General features: G+C 54.9%; 13 protein-coding genes. 7 read left to right on the forward strand and 6 right to left on the reverse strand.

The window, feature by feature from the left end; translation table 11 throughout:
- The first annotated feature begins 57 nt into the window (after nt 1-57).
- Nucleotides 58-2,499 carry a sodium-translocating pyrophosphatase gene (locus VGJ94_06305; GenBank protein HEY3276214.1) on the forward strand — a complete coding sequence of 814 codons (2,442 nt, stop codon included), beginning with the start codon at nt 58-60 and terminating at the stop codon, nt 2,497-2,499.
- A gap of 78 nt (nt 2,500-2,577) precedes the next feature.
- On the opposite strand, the gene VGJ94_06310 is transcribed toward VGJ94_06305, so the two are convergent.
- The 5 genes from VGJ94_06310 to VGJ94_06330 form a co-directional block, all read right to left on the reverse strand.
- The gene (locus VGJ94_06310; GenBank protein ID HEY3276215.1) at nt 2,578-3,255 is read right to left on the reverse strand and encodes a class I SAM-dependent methyltransferase; all 678 of its coding nucleotides are present in this window, start codon (nt 3,253-3,255) and stop codon (nt 2,578-2,580) included.
- A gap of 116 nt (nt 3,256-3,371) precedes the next feature.
- On the reverse strand, nt 3,372-3,572 hold the full coding sequence (locus VGJ94_06315; GenBank protein ID HEY3276216.1) for a hypothetical protein: 201 nt from the start codon (nt 3,570-3,572) through the stop codon (nt 3,372-3,374).
- Nucleotides 3,573-3,667: 95 nt separating this feature from the next.
- On the reverse strand, nt 3,668-3,823 hold the full coding sequence (locus VGJ94_06320) for a hypothetical protein (protein HEY3276217.1): 156 nt from the start codon (nt 3,821-3,823) through the stop codon (nt 3,668-3,670).
- Nucleotides 3,824-4,376: 553 nt separating this feature from the next.
- Nucleotides 4,377-5,333 carry a hypothetical protein gene (locus tag VGJ94_06325; protein HEY3276218.1) on the reverse strand — a complete coding sequence of 319 codons (957 nt, stop codon included), beginning with the start codon at nt 5,331-5,333 and terminating at the stop codon, nt 4,377-4,379.
- 537 nt (nt 5,334-5,870) lie between these two features.
- Nucleotides 5,871-6,446, reverse strand: coding sequence for a nitroreductase family protein (locus tag VGJ94_06330; GenBank protein HEY3276219.1), 576 nt, complete (start codon nt 6,444-6,446; stop codon nt 5,871-5,873).
- A gap of 363 nt (nt 6,447-6,809) precedes the next feature.
- On the opposite strand from VGJ94_06330, the gene ubiG reads away from it, so the two are divergent.
- From ubiG to VGJ94_06345, 3 genes are all read left to right on the forward strand, one after another.
- Nucleotides 6,810-7,598 (forward strand): bifunctional 2-polyprenyl-6-hydroxyphenol methylase/3-demethylubiquinol 3-O-methyltransferase UbiG, encoded by a 789-nt coding sequence (gene ubiG / locus VGJ94_06335; protein HEY3276220.1) that lies wholly within the window; start codon nt 6,810-6,812, stop codon nt 7,596-7,598.
- 292 nt (nt 7,599-7,890) lie between these two features.
- Entirely contained in the window at nt 7,891-9,573 is a 1,683-nt protein-coding gene (locus VGJ94_06340) for a cobalamin-dependent protein (protein ID HEY3276221.1), read from the forward strand.
- Nucleotides 9,574-9,727: 154 nt separating this feature from the next.
- On the forward strand, nt 9,728-10,531 hold the full coding sequence (locus VGJ94_06345) for a transporter substrate-binding domain-containing protein (protein ID HEY3276222.1): 804 nt from the start codon (nt 9,728-9,730) through the stop codon (nt 10,529-10,531).
- Between the two features lie 14 nt (nt 10,532-10,545).
- Here the strand turns inward: VGJ94_06345 and VGJ94_06350 are convergent, their stop codons facing one another.
- Entirely contained in the window at nt 10,546-11,115 is a 570-nt protein-coding gene (locus tag VGJ94_06350) for a flavin reductase family protein (GenBank protein HEY3276223.1), read from the reverse strand.
- A 262-nt stretch (nt 11,116-11,377) separates the two neighbouring features.
- Here VGJ94_06350 and VGJ94_06355 point away from each other — a divergent pair, with 262 nt between their 5' ends.
- The 3 genes from VGJ94_06355 to VGJ94_06365 all read left to right on the forward strand — a co-directional run.
- Nucleotides 11,378-11,791 carry a hypothetical protein gene (locus tag VGJ94_06355; protein ID HEY3276224.1) on the forward strand — a complete coding sequence of 138 codons (414 nt, stop codon included), beginning with the start codon at nt 11,378-11,380 and terminating at the stop codon, nt 11,789-11,791.
- Between the two features lie 171 nt (nt 11,792-11,962).
- Nucleotides 11,963-13,228, forward strand: coding sequence for a P-loop NTPase (locus tag VGJ94_06360; protein HEY3276225.1), 1,266 nt, complete (start codon nt 11,963-11,965; stop codon nt 13,226-13,228).
- A 238-nt stretch (nt 13,229-13,466) separates the two neighbouring features.
- A partial coding sequence (locus VGJ94_06365; GenBank protein ID HEY3276226.1) for an IS1182 family transposase occupies nt 13,467-14,955 on the forward strand: 1,489 nt, incomplete at its 3' end.

Raw genomic sequence — 14,955 nt, forward strand, 5'->3', positions numbered from 1 at the left:
ACAAATGCGGCAACTCTTAAGTTATTGGCGTCCAATTTTTTTCAGAGGAGGTTATAAATGAGCTTTTTGAAGAAGTGGAATCCCGTCTCAGTGCTTTTCAGCCTCGCCATGATGGTCGTGCTTTTCGCCACGCAGGCTTTCGCGGGTGAAGCGGACATCATCCTGCCGGATCTCAGTAAAGTAACGTTCAACATCTTCGGCGGCGCAATGGGCGGCCTGTCGATCATGTATTTCGGCCTCGTCGTCTGCCTGGTGGGTCTGGTTTTTGCAATTATCCAGTACACCCAGACAAAGAACACACCGGCACATTCATCAATGCTCGAAGTGTCCGACATTATCTGGGAAACGTGTAAATCTTACCTTGCCCAGCAGGGTAAGTTCCTCGTCGCCCTCTGGATCCTGATCGCCATATGTATTGTCTACTATTTTATGGGTCTTCAGGGCGCATCCTTCGGCAACATCGTCGTGATCCTCTTCTGCTCGGTCCTCGGTATCCTGGGATCCTACGGGGTAGCCTGGTTCGGCATGAGAATCAACACGAGGGCTAACTCGAGGACCGCTTTCGCGGCCCTTCGCGGCAAACCCTACGACGTGGTGAAAATCCCCATGAACTCGGGTATGAGCGTAGGCCTCCTCCTCGTGTCCGTCGAGCTTTTCTTCATGATCTGTATCCTTGTGTTCTTACCGAAAGACCTTGTGGGGCCCAGCTTCATCGGCTTCGCGATCGGTGAGTCCCTCGGCGCAAGCGCGCTCAGGATCTGCGGTGGTATCTTTACGAAGATCGCGGACATCGGTTCCGACCTTATGAAGATCGTGTTCCATCTGCCTGAAGACGATCCCAAGAACCCGGGCGTTATCGCAGACTGTACCGGTGACAACGCAGGCGACAGCGTAGGCCCGACTGCTGACGGTTTCGAAACCTACGGCGTCACGGGCGTAGCCCTCATCGCCTTCATCGCTCTCGCGCTCGCCGGCAACCCCGTCATGGGCGGCATTCTCATCATATGGATCTTCGCAATGCGTATCCTTATGATCCTCACCTCCCTGGTTTCCTATTTCGTAAATAGCGCGGTTGCTTCTTCCCTGTACGGAAACAAGAAGAAGATCAACTTCGAGGCGCCCCTTACAAGCCTCGTCTGGATCACTTCGATCATCTCAATTATAGTCACGTTCTGGGCAAGCTACATGCTCCTCTCCGACCTTCCGGCCCAGTATAGCTCCCTCTGGTGGGCACTGGCGATCATCATAAGCTGCGGCACCATCGCAGGCGCGCTGATCCCAGAATTCACCAAGGTATTCACCAGCACCAGCTCCCGCCATGTGCAGGAAGTCGTGGCATCGGCCCGTCAGGGCGGCGCATCTCTCGACATCCTCTCGGGTTTCGTGGCAGGTAACTTCTCCGCCTTCTGGGAAGGCCTCGTCATTATGGTTCTCATGTTTGTCGCCTATCTCGTCTCTCAGAATGCGTCGATCGTGGCCTTAATGCCCAAGGAGTTCGCTTTCGCGGCTCCCGTCTTCGCCTTCGGCCTCGTGGCCTTCGGTTTCCTCGGCATGGGTCCTGTCACGATCTGCGTAGACAGCTTCGGTCCTGTTTCGGACAATGCCCAGTCGGTATACGAGCTTTCCAGAATCGAGTCCATTCCCAATATCGCGGCTGAGATCAAGGGCCAGTTCGGCTTCGATCCCGATTTCGAAAACGGCAAAGATTATCTCGAAGAAGCTGACGGCGCAGGTAACACCTTCAAGGCCACGGCAAAGCCGGTGCTTATCGGTACCGCGGTCGTGGGCGCCACCACCATGGTCTTCGGCATCATCATTCTTCTTGAAAGAGTCTACGGCGGCGCAGTGGCGAAACTGAGCCTCGTCCAGCCCGAGATCATCCTCGGACTCCTGATGGGCGGCGCAGTCATCTACTGGTTCACCGGCGCGGCAACACAGGCCGTCGTCACCGGCGCATACCGTGCGGTCGTCTTCATCAAAGAGAATATCAAGCTCGACAGCGAGCAGGCGTCGATCCAGGACAGCAAGGAAGTCGTGAGGATCTGTACGGTCTATGCCCAGAAGGGTATGATCAACATCTTCATCGTCGTCTTCTTCCTCGCCCTGGCTCTCTCCTTCTTTAACCCCTACTTCTTCATCGGCTACCTCATCGCCATCGCCTTCTTCGGCCTCTATCAGGCAATTTTCATGGCGAACGCAGGCGGCGCATGGGACAATGCAAAAAAGATCGTCGAGGTCGACCTGAAAGAAAAGGGCACCCCGCTCCACGAAGCCGCAGTAGTCGGCGACACCGTGGGCGACCCGTTCAAAGACACCTCTTCCGTCTCCATGAACCCGGTCATTAAATTCACGACCCTCTTCGGCCTCCTGGCCACAGAGATCGCGGTCACCATGCAGTCTCAGATGCTTAAGAGCGTAATCGGTGCAGTCTTCTTCGTAATCGCGCTGGTATTCATCTACCGGTCATTCTACAGCATGAGAATCGGAGACAAACTCTAACAGAGAGCGGTCCACACAAAGCAAAACAAAAAACGCCCCTTCGGGGGCGTTTTTTTATGCCTTGAACGCGGGCACCTCCTACTCCTGCGTTTTCTTGAGGGTGACCAGAAAGAGTTTTTTCGGAAGGTCCGTCTCCTCGAACTCCTCCACCTCCACGATCTCATATCCTTTTGCCAGGTGCGCGATCGTCTCCCTGCTGAAGAAGTGGACGATAAATCCGCCCCCGATCTCCCACATATCGTCCCCACGATCGATGCCGGTCCGATAATGGGGGTCTAGCGTATGACGGACCGTGTAGATGTTCAGTCCGCCCGGTTTTAAGACGCGAAGTATTTCTTCTGATAGGAATTCGAGTTCGGCAGTAGTGAGGGCCATGCAATAGAGCATGTGCGAATAGCACCCGTCAAAAGAATTGTCGTCGAAAGGCAAGGGGCGGCGCACATCGTGACACACCGTCGCGAGAGATGCGGAGAGTCCTGCTGCCTCCGCCTTCTTCCCTATGGCATCCAGCCCCTCCTCGCTGTAATCCAGTGCGCACACCTCGAAGCCATGGGCGACGAAGAACAAGCTATCCCGTCCCTGGCCGCTTCCAAGCTCCAGAATTTTCTTCGCACCATGGTCGGCGAATATCCCGGCAGCCCTTCGGGCCGAATAACTTGGCTCCTTCCCGAACATGTCGAAGTTCTCGACATACTTCGTGGTCCAATGGGCCTGCTGGGCGTTTAAAGCGGTTATATCCAAGTCCTTAGCCTTCATGTCGTCTTTCCTCCATCTTTGGTCCCGAATGCAACCCCGCATTCATAACGTGCGCCGCAATGAAGCGGCAGATGGCTTCTCCCATATGTTGCGACCGATACTGTCGCCTTCCTTCATTACAACGCTCCTATCCCCGCCGCCTTCAAATCATCCGCCGTGGGCGTACCCCGCCTGCAGCAGTCGAGGATCTTACCGTCCACAACCACGGTGGGAACGGAATTCACCCCATACCCTCTAGCCAAATCGATCCCACCCTCGTTCAGGTTGTAAACCGTCACGTCACAATCCTCACCGCAAAGCTCTTTCACAAGACCCACGGTCTCATCACAGAGCGGTCAACCGGCGACAAAAACCTCCACTTTCCTTTTCTCCGCCATTTTATCCACCTCCTGCGTATACCTAATTATACTCCTTAATGGTCCCTGCAGGGGCAATTGAGTCTTGCGGTGAGAAAGTTGACCAGCGTGAAGGGGCAGGTCGGGCTGGTGAAGATGTCCACAAAGGAGGCCGATCCTGTGGCACCCGATCCACCCGTCAGGTCTCCCGCGCTGTCTGCTTCGGGAATCACCGCCGGCTCTTACCTGCAGGAATAATTGGTGAATAATTCAGATTACCCAGCGAGGCAGCTAACAACGTCCTCCACCGGCCCTAAATGCTTAAAATACCTTTAAAGCCAGGAGGTGAAGCCTGTTGGGGCTGTTGGGGGGGGTATAGCCGGGCTGCGGGGGTCATTCCTTCCGCTCCGCCTGCTCCGGTCCTGGACCCAAGACGCTCCCGGACTCCTCGCGCTCAGTGCGAAGTTTGTTTTTGATTTAAGGAGCATTGGTCGTCCGCAAACCAACTGGTCTTGCTCGGCCCGATCCACCTATCCGAACGCGCGTGCCGGCTGCGCCGTCACCGGAGCCCTCCGCTGCAGGGTCCCTCAGGCCCTGCACAAGTCGCTCCAGGAACAACCCCCGCGGCCCGACCATCTGGAAGTTTTGGGAGTGGCGAAAATATGGGAAATCATTCTAGCACCTACAAAGGGTTAGTGTAAGGTAACGGCAGAATCGGCAATTTGCGGAAGAAAGCATCGCCTTATGGCCCGCAACGCAACGTTTGGAGCAACGCCCTTGTCGCCCCTACGCGACTAACCACGCACCGGCCCCCTCGTTAATATTATTCACGACGCAGAAATCATTGTAACCGGAGAAAAGAACAATCCCGTGCAACCCGTGCATTCGAGGATCGTCGATGAAGTAAGTGTGGCCGTTTGAAAAGGATACGGGCTCGAAACAGTCTTCTATGATCGACGGCCACTCCTCCCATCGCGGCGTCCGACAGAAAAGGTAATCGGCTCCTTTTTCGCGCGCTTGGTCGACCATGGGCACCATACCCCTCTTTTGGGGAGGCCCCAAGAGGTAAGGGGCAAGATCGTCCGAGAAGGCAGGATCGAAAAGGTGGGATATGTTGGACGTGTTTGGGCCTAGGCCGAAGGAAATTCGAAACCCATCCGTTGCGAACGGCCCGGGGGGTTCCCCGGAGCGCCCCGACTTTTCGACATGCTCCTTGATCTTTAGGATTTCTGCATCGAGGTTGCGGCAATCATAGTTCCGATTCAGCAACTCAACACCACAGATGTTGCAGGGAAGTCTGAGATCGCAGAGAGCGGTCTCCAGTGTTTCTGGCAACTTTTGTTTGTCCTGTGAGGCTTTCCTTTTCACTTCAACAAAGAGAAGATGACCATTAGCTACTGCAATAATATCGCAATTAGACTCTGGTCTTATTGCCCTACGAGAAACCCCGTTAAATCCTACAATTTGTGCTTTGAGGCCCTGTGCCAACAAATATGTGGCTCCGAGTTCCGCACACAGGCTTGCCCAACTCACAATCCGATCATTTCGGTCCGGTGTTCCGACGGGGTTTATCAGTTCTGCATATTTGCCTGAAAATCCGATTATCCTTTCAAGAGACAAGAAGAATTCAAGAGCAGGGACAATTGGGTCCGAAAGTGACAGATCTGCGGCATAATGATCAGGCGTCAAGGCGCCGCTGCTTATCAGGTTCTGGACGCGCGTGAATTCTGTCGCTTCAGTCATTTCGACACCGGGATATTTGTTCTATTTTCATATTCGCCGAGAATAATGTCAAATGAATTCGTTGCCATTGGTCATGCAGTCGCGCTTTACCGCGTGAAGGTCAGCGTGCGAAGGGAAAGCCCAGAGGCTCTCTTTCAGGAAGGGAAATTGGTTCAACCTATCGAGAAATCCACTTCTACCTTCAATCCCGCTTCACGGAGCCGGGAGGGCTTTATCCTCGGAGCGCTTTGCGAGCACCGTCGGGACCCGCTCGGTGAGGAGAAACGCTCCGAAGGACAGTCACCCATGTTTGAGGCCTGGTACCCGCCCGAAGGGTGGGTGGAACGAGTTGGGTGACTGAGTGCACGACGAACCGTCTTTCAGCGGGTAACGGGCGCAGCCGAAGCGGAGAGGACAAAGCCCTCCCGACCCCGTGACCCCAATACGGCCTGGCCCGCTTCAATTCCGTCGCTCGATTTGAATCGATTCTCGTGAAGAGATAAAGAGGGCTCCGCTATGGTTTGCGTTATTCGGTTTTTTATTCGATTTTCGGCTTTACTACGGTGTAACTTCGAGAATAAGCTCGCTCAACGGCCGCTTCGGTACGTGGTGCACATCTTCGTCGTCGCGGTAATAGCGGGTATTTCCGTCCTTTGCCTCTTCGAGAAGCACCTTTTCATTGGCAACGCCTAGGGCCACCACCAGGAGGATTTCGTACTTGCCGGGAAGCCTCAACTGGGCGCGCAGTCTTTCCCTCTGGACGGTCCCTATGATGCAGCCGCCGAGCCCCATCTCGCTCGCGCCAAGCATGATGCTCTGCGCGGCGATTCCATGGTTCACACCGAAGTTCTCCGCAATCTCCTTGTCGCCAATTATGGTGATGTAGGCGGCAGGACGCTCCCCCTCTTTCGGTCCGTCCCAGTCCTTCAGGTATGCCGCAAAGGTGAGAAAGGGAAAGATGGCGGCGTTCTGTTCCGGCTCATAAGAGAGCAGGAACTTAAGGGGCTGTAGGTTTGCCGCAGAGGCGGAAAGCCGGGCCAGCTCCACGAGGTCCGTGAGCTGCTGTTTCGTAACGGGCTCATTTTGATGAAAACGCCGGTAGCTTCTGGTTTTTTTGACGAGGTCATAGATCATAGTGTGACTTATATCACACTTCACGACCCCGGGGGAAGAAAAATTTAAGAGATCCGGGTCTCGTGCATACGCAGGAGCCGGCGGCGAAAAGCCTACCTCGCACCGATCCCTTGCGGCGCAGGAGAAAACACTTTCCAGATGGATATGTATGATCAAAAAGAACCTGGACACGGTTAAATAATGGTACCGAACGGGCGTCGACCTTCTTCTATTCGGCTGAGGAACGACATGAGTCCGCAGAGGTAAAATATTGACTTCTTTCCGCTGCCGAACCGATAATTGAAATGAGCAGGTGGTGGATGGGGCGCAGGCATCATGGCTGCACCAGGATGGATAAGATGTTCTAAGGAGGACCGATCGCCCATGGCTGTTGATAATGATGTGTACGAGCGACTCGCCCATTCGTGGTGGGATGACGACGAGCCGCTTTTCTCGACTCTCAGGTTCTTTATAAATCCTGTGAGATTCAAATATTTCAAATTTATCCTCGATCACGTCCTTAAAATCGATTGCCGAGGCGCAAGGCTCCTCGACGTGGGATGTGGCGGGGGATTTCTTTCCGAGGAATTTGCCCGGATAGGGATGGCGGTCTCCGGGGTCGATCGCTCGCCCGCTACGATCGAGGCGGCGAAGACGCACGCGGCGCAGGAGAGACTCGTCATCGATTACAGGGTCACGCCCGCAGAGGACCTCCCTTTCGGCGACGGCTCCTTTGCCTTCGTCTGCTGCTGCGATGTCCTCGAGCACGTCGATGATCCGGAAAAGATAGTGGGTGAGGTCTCCCGCGTCCTCGCACCGGGAGGCGTCTTTTTTTACGACACCATCAACAGGACCTTCGCGAGTAAAATTGCCACGATCAAAGTCATGCAGGAGTGGAAGTCGACAGCCTTTGCCGTGGCGAATGCCCATGAGTGGAACAGGTTCATCACCCCCATGGAGCTGACCGTCATGCTGGAGCGCCGGGGCCTGACAAACAAGGAGATAAGAGGCATCTCCCCGGGCGGCAACCCTCTCTCAAATTACCTCAACCTCGTCCGGGCCAGGAAGGGAGCGATCACCTACCGCGAACTGGGCCGGAGGATGGCCTTCCACCTGAGTAACAATACGATGAATTCCTACGCAGGGTACGCAGTGAAGGAGTACCGCTCCTAAGGCCGGGTCGTCGCGGAATTCGCGCCGTCCCTCCCAGTCCTTTCAGGATTTCGGAGCAGCCCCGTAAGCCCTCAGTTTCAGTTCAAAAACTTTTCTCGCCGCAGATAAAACCGGATAGGGCGGATAAAGAGCGTCTCTTCTGTCCCACCGGTGACATTACCGGTTGGACACTCTCCGGCCCGCAGGGCCGAGAGTATTTGACCGGCCAGAATCGGCCGGGCAAATAGAAATCATTCTCAATTCATCTGCCTTTATCCCGTTTATCCGAAGTTATCTGCGGCTAAAGGGGTTTTTGATCGAGACTGAGGGGCTTAGCCGTCCCTCAATATATTCCTATGCATCAAGGGGAATAGGTATTATACTCTTTGCCGTGAAAGTGCTTCTCCTTCAGCCTCCTATCGAGGATTTTTATGACACCTCCATACGGACCTACCCCCTTTCGCTCCTCTATCTGGCGGCCCGGATCAGGGACAAGGCGGAGACGGCGGTCCTAGATTTAAGAAGCAATCGCAAGGCACAACGACTCCAAACCCATCCCTTCGAAGACCTTACTCCTTTCTACCAGGAGGGGATCCGCACCCCTTTCTCCTTTTTCGGCGCCTATTACCGCTTCGGCCTCAATGCACACGAGATCGAGGAGGAGATCAGGAAGGCGGATCCGGACGTGGTCTGTATCTCATCGCTGTTCACCACCTATTCACTCGAAGCGCTCGAAATAGCCCGTATAACCAAAGGCATAAAAGAAGAGATCGTCACCATAATGGGGGGCCTTCACCCTACCCTCTTTCCCCGCCATTGCCTCTCCTCTCCTTATGTCGATTACGTAATTCGGGGCGAGGGGGAGACGCCGCTCGTCCGGTTAATAGAGGCACTCGCAGCCGGCAGACGCCCCCACGCGAGGGATATAGACGGCCTGTGTGAGCGGGATGGAGATGATTACCGTATCTCGGAGCCTTCCGTGGAAGAGGATATCGATCTTCTCCCCGCCCGCGACCTTCTGGACCCTTCGGCCTACCGCATCGGAAAAAAAAATTACACCTTCTTCCTCACCTCCCGGGGCTGCCCGTTCCAGTGCGCCTTTTGCGGAAAACCAGCGGTGCCCTATCGCAGGAGAAGTCTCGAATCCATGGAAAGGGAGATCGGAGAATGCCTGGACCTCGACATAAAGGCGATCGATTTCGAAGACGACATGCTCAACCTCGACACGGGGTTCTTTCACGAGGTCCTGGGCCTCTTTGAGGGCACGGGCCTCACCCTCTCGGCCATGAATGGCATTTACACGGGAAACCTCACCGGCGCGACTCTCGAAACGATGTACTCCGCCGGTTTCCGGCGCCTCAACTTCGCCCTCGTCGATATCTCGAAACCCGTGATGAAGAACCAGGGGAGGACCTTTCCCGCCAATTTCCTCACGCTCCTGCCTTATATTGAAGCTTCACCCTTTCTCATGGAGGCCCATTTCATTATCGGCCTTCCCGGCCAGACATCGGCGGAAGTCCTGGAGACAATGATCTTCCTCATGGGCAAGAGGTTGCTTGCCGGGCCCAGCATCTTCTACCTCGCCCCGGGAAGTCCTATTTTTAAGGAGAAGGTGGGCGACAACTGGGAGGGCCTCATCAAATCGATGCGCTCGGCCGCCATGGTCCCCGTAAACCCCCTCATGCCGAGGGAGACGCTCTTTACCTTTATGAAATTGACGAGGTTCATCAACTTGGTGAAGGGCGCCCTCGACCGGGAGCCGGCGCCTGCGGACCTCTCCGATCTCGTCCGCTCCGGCGGGTCCGGGAGAAATCCCGTCAATGGCGAGATCATAGCCGCCTTGTGGCGGGAAAATAGATTCCTCGCCTATGACCTGAAGACAAAAAAACTCATTCAAGAGCCCCAGGACAGGGACCTTGTAAGACTCTTCTTTGAAAAAGCGCGGGGCAGGAAGATCAAAGGGTTTAAAACATCGAACACCCTGGTGATAGGCTAGGGCCCGATTGCGCCCCTGTGCATAGGCCGGGTCGCGGAGGAATTCACCCTCGTGACGACTTTACTCTTGAAATTCTCAATACAATCAACTATAAAAAATCAACTGGAACATATGACCGGGCCGCTATGGGAGGGGCTCAAAGGGAAGGAGGATCATGAACAGGAAGGGACGGATGCGGCTCTATATGGCAGCGACTGCAGCGCTGATGCTCTTTACATCCCTGATGGGATGTCACTCGGATAACGATAAATCTCTGGAAAAGATAAAACAGGCGGGGGTCATCAGGATCGCCTCGGGCCCCGGATATCCACCTTTCACGTATCGTAATGCAAAGGGTGAGCTGGCAGGTTTTGACGTGGCTCTCTCAGGGGAGCTCGCAAAAAGGCTGGGGGTCAAGGCTGAGATCGTCACGGTCCAGTGGGAGGATATCATCAACGGCCTCAAAGGGAATAAGTATGATGCCATCCTCGGAAGCATGTCCGTGACCGAGGAAAGGGCGAAAGTAGTCGATTTCTCACTCCCTTACTACTACGCCAGATCGCAGGTGATGGTCCCGAAAGATTCAACCCTCAAGAGCGTAAAAGACCTTAAGAATAAATCGGTAGGGGTCATGGGTGAGACCACCTTCGAGGACGATGCAAAGGCCCAGGGGATCACGCAGCTCCGCCGGTACAAGACAAACGATGATGCAGTTGTGGCCTTGGGGAAAAAAGAGGTGGACGCCATCATCACCGATGATGTGGCAGGCATGTATGCCAAAAACAGACTCCACGTGGACATCGAGCCTTTTGGCGATACCTTGAGCACCGATAAAATCTCGATTGCGGTACGAAAAGGAGACCGTACGCTCCTTAAGAAAATTGATGCGGTCATCGAAGAGATGCAGAAGGACGGCACCCTCAGGGACCTCGTGGAGAGGATGGCCTCCAACAGGCTCGATTCATTGCAGACAAAGTGACGGGCCGGCTCCGGCTATAATAGGTCTTTTCCCGTGGAAAATGCCCTTCCCAACGCCCTTCCGAGAGAGTAATACTGCTTGAATCCTGGAGCGAATACGAGGGGTCTCACTTTTTCGGGATCGATCTTTCCTTTTGCATCGAGCACCGATTCTTCCGCGACCACATCGACTATCCTGCCGATGAACTGAGTATGGAGGCCGAGCTCGATGGTGTGGATGAGTGCACATTCGAGGGCGTAGGGAAACTCCTCCACATAAGGAGCGTCTACCGCAGTGCTCGGGGCCGCCGTGAGACCGGCGACGGCTAATTTATCAACCTTCTTACCCGTGGCAATCCCGAAATAATCGACCTCCTTCACGTACTTCTCCGAAGCGATACATACGGTAAAGGCCTTCCTTTCTACGATGTTTCCATAGGTGTAAGTCGCCTTCCGTAGTGATATACCAATGCAGGGCGGCTCGGAGCAGCATATGCCCGCCCATGCGGCGGTCATGACGTTTGCCTTCCCTTCCTTATCATATGTTCCCACCACCACCGAGGGCGTCGGGTAGAGCAGGGTGTTCGGTCCTATCGATTTCTTCATTCTTTCCTCCCTACCATTTCTCCTTTCTCCGCCCCTCCCAAAGCGCCTGTTCCATGCCTCTTCGCATGAGGCACAACCGGGGCGGCTAAAAGGAGCATAATAATAAAACGATTGATATTGTTAATCAATAAAAAATAAAGGTTAACTGTTCCCCCGGGAATGCATGCGCCTTCACCTGAAAGAGCGGGCGAGCTTAATCGGTTCATACCTTTATGGCAACGGCAAAAGGTGCTATACTTCCCTTAGAGCAAAGGGGTGTGACATGAAAAAAAGAATTACTTTCATAATGATAGTGGTGGCGGGCCTTTCCTTGACCCTTCCCGCCTATGGGTTCTCATGGTCCAACGGCTACTATTACGGCTATCGCGGCGGCTGTTGCTACGGCAATGGCTGGGGCGTGGGCGCGGCCATTGCGGGCGGCCTGGTGGCTGCCCTCCTCGTCGGTACGATTATTGCGGACCAGGGAAGACGAAGCCCCCCTCCTGCGCCCGTCCCCGATCCCCACGCAGCCTATGCCTATCCTGATCCGGCATTCACCGCGAAATACGGTCCTGAGACCACAAAAGAAGCCCCTCCGGGAGAATGGGTTTTGGTACCCGGCCAGTGGACGGGCAGCGTCTGGGTGCCCGAGCATCAGGTATGGGTAGCCCGGGACGACGGTTCGTCGAAGCAATAGAGACTCAAAAACAGGACCACACTCTTTGGAACGAGGCGCTCCGGCAACGGGCGTCCCGGAACACGCCTGTTTTCATAATCCATCGTTCCATCAATTCCGGCGCCCCAATTTAACCTTCTCAATCCCGATCCGATAATATAACAGACACTGCAAGGCCTGCCGGAGGGAAAAATGTTTCAGCCCCATACCTATTCACAGGACGAGATACGACAGATCCAGCGCGCGTGCTGCCACTTGTTTATGAGTGAGAAAGTCATGCGCTCCGAGGTGGTCTCTGAACGTGAGGAAACCCGCCTGCGCTACCCTTTTCTCGAGCAGCTCACCTATGAAGACGTGAAGCAGGCCTATCGGGCAAATGTATTTACCTATCATCCCGACCGGAATCAGGATAAAGAACCCGAAGAGATCGACTTCTATTCCCGTCACGTGGAAGAGCTGAACCGGTCCTACGAGTACCTTTCCCTGCTCTTTCGGGGAAAGAGGGCGGGTTGCGTGCAGGACACTGGCCCGAGGAGCAGGATCATCGCGGTAGGCGGAGGCAAGGGCGGGATCGGCAAGAGCATATTCGCGGCAAACCTCGGAATTGTGCTCACCTCCCTCGGCTTCAGGACCGCTATGGTGGACCTGGACCTCGGCGGCTCAGACCTTCACATCTACCTCGGCCACAAACGCATTCCCGAAACCACCCTCAATGATTTTCTCAACCGCAAGGTCTCATCCCTCGATGATGCGGCAGTCGATTGCGCCCAGGGACCAGTCCTTATTGCCGGTGACTGCGGGGAGCTCGGCTCCGCCAACATACCTTTTCAAAAAAAGATGCGCCTATTGGAGAGTATCCGCAAAATACAGGCAGATTATGTGGTCCTCGACCTGGGGGCCGGGACGGATTTCAACACCCTGGACTTCTTCCTCTCCGCGGACCTGGGGATCGTGCTCAGCACTCTCGACCAGTCCTCCTATCTCGAAGCCTATGGGTTCATAAAGACCGCCCTTCAGAGAAAGCTGAACCGGCTCTTCATGGCCGATTCCACCTTTCCTGTGAGGAAAAACGAGGCCCTGAAGGAAATAGTGACCGACGGCACCAGGGCATCGGAGAAGGGTCATTCGAGGACCATCCAGGCGCTGCTGGAGAAGGTGGCAAGGGAAGACCCTGTAAACCTCCCTTTGATTGCCGATGAGATACTCGATTTCAGGCCGCGGCTGGTGATTAACCACTGCTTCGATCAGCGCGCCGCGAGGAGGGTAGCCTCCACGCTGCGCTCGGTCGCCTGTCAGCGGCTCTCGATCGATATCGATCATGCAGGGACCATCTCCAGAAACCGCACCATAGAGCAGAGCACCTCCTATGCCCATCATCCCCTGGTAACGAGACACCCCACCGGCACCTTCGCCGCGGAGATGGAGTCGATCGTGGACGCGCTAAGTCTGAATAACTGATGGATCATGTAAGGCGAGTGACGGAAAGGCGGGAAGGCATGTGTGTGCTTGGACGGCCACGGGAATTCGGCGCAGGCCCCATATGCACCGCCATGCTCCGGTTGGGCCCTCCTCCGTACATCGAGTACGGCTCCGGGAACGTGTGAAATAATCTCCCTCTCCATGCACTTTTCCGTGGAATCCTTCCGCCTCAATTGGTATAATATACCTATAAATACAATTACTTGAGAGGTTGCGAGTGGATCAGAACGCGCTCTTCCCCTGTAGCAGTTCCCCCATCCCCGAAGAGAAAAAGAAGGAGCAGAAAAGACCCCGCCTTCGCAAGATCGACAGAAGGCAGATGGTCCTTCATCCCGTAGAGATCGAGCGTCTCATCCCCGAAGACCATGAGGCACGGGCCATTTGGGAGATCGTCGGCTCGCTGGATCTGAGCTGTTACTACGATCAGGTCGATGCGAGGGAAGGACAGGCAGGAGCTCCGGCCTTCGATCCCCGTCTTCTGGTGAGCCTCTGGATCTATTCATATTCAAAAGGAATAGGGTCATCCCGCGAGATCGCACGGCTCTCCGAATATGATCCCGCGTTCCAGTGGCTTACCGGCATGCGTCCCGTCAACTATCATACCCTTGCCGACTTCAGGAGCGCCTATGGTGAATCGATCCGTAACCTCTTCGTCCAGGTCCTGGGAATACTCTCCTATGAAGGGCTTATCACCATGGAGAGGGTCATGCACGACGGAACGAAGATAAAGGCCTCCGCGGGAGATAGTACCTTCCGGAGGGAGAAGACGCTCAAAGACCACCTTGCCCGGGCGGAGGTTCAAGTGAAGGCCGTGGAGTCGGAAGAGGAGATGACCCCCCGGATAAGAAAGGCAAGAGAAAGGGCTGCCCGGGAACGGAAAGAGCGGCTCTCCCGTGCCATCGGTGAGCTTGAAAAGGTGGCCGCAAAGAAGAAAGATACGCAGAAACGGGTAAGCACCACCGACCCCGAAAGCAGGATCATGAGCCTGGGAGGGAACCTGTGTCCCTGCTATAACCTCCAACTCTCTACCGACGCTCATGAGAAGGCTATCGTAGGGGTGTCCCTCTCGGCCTCTCCAAACGACCATAATTTGATTGAACCCGCCCTTACCACCCTCGAAAAGATTACCGGATGCCTCCCCGATCAGATGGTGGTTGACGGAGGCTTCACTACAAGGGGCGATATACTCGCCGCCCATGAGAAAGGGGTGGATCTCATCGGCTCCATGCCTGACGCGTCACAGTCTCCGATCATCCAATTGCGCTCCCGGGGAATAAAGGAAGACTTCTTTCCCGACAAGTTTCGATTAGATCCGGAGAGGAACTGCCTTACCTGCCCCCAAGGAAAACTTCTGCCCTTGAGACAGAAAAAGAAAGCCCGGGGGAAGACACTTTATTACTACCTGGGGAAAGATTGTGCAGTCTGCCCCATGAAACCCTCCTGCTGCCCGAACACGAAGGGAGGCAGAAGCGTATGTCGCTTTGAAAACGATCCCAAAATCACCGCCTTTCTCACCAAGATGAAAACTGCCGAGGCAAAGGCGATTTATAAGAAAAGATCGGAAGTGGCCGAATTCCCCAACGCATGGATAAAGGATAAGTTCGGGCTTCGCCAGTTCCATCTCCGGGGACGGATCAAGGCGGAGACGGAGGCGATCTGGGCCTGCCTCACCTACAATATAAAGCTATGGATCAGACTCTGCTGGA

This window comes from Syntrophorhabdaceae bacterium, from assembly GCA_036504895.1.
In the GTDB taxonomy this organism is placed as follows: Bacteria; Desulfobacterota; Syntrophorhabdia; order Syntrophorhabdales; family Syntrophorhabdaceae; genus PNOM01.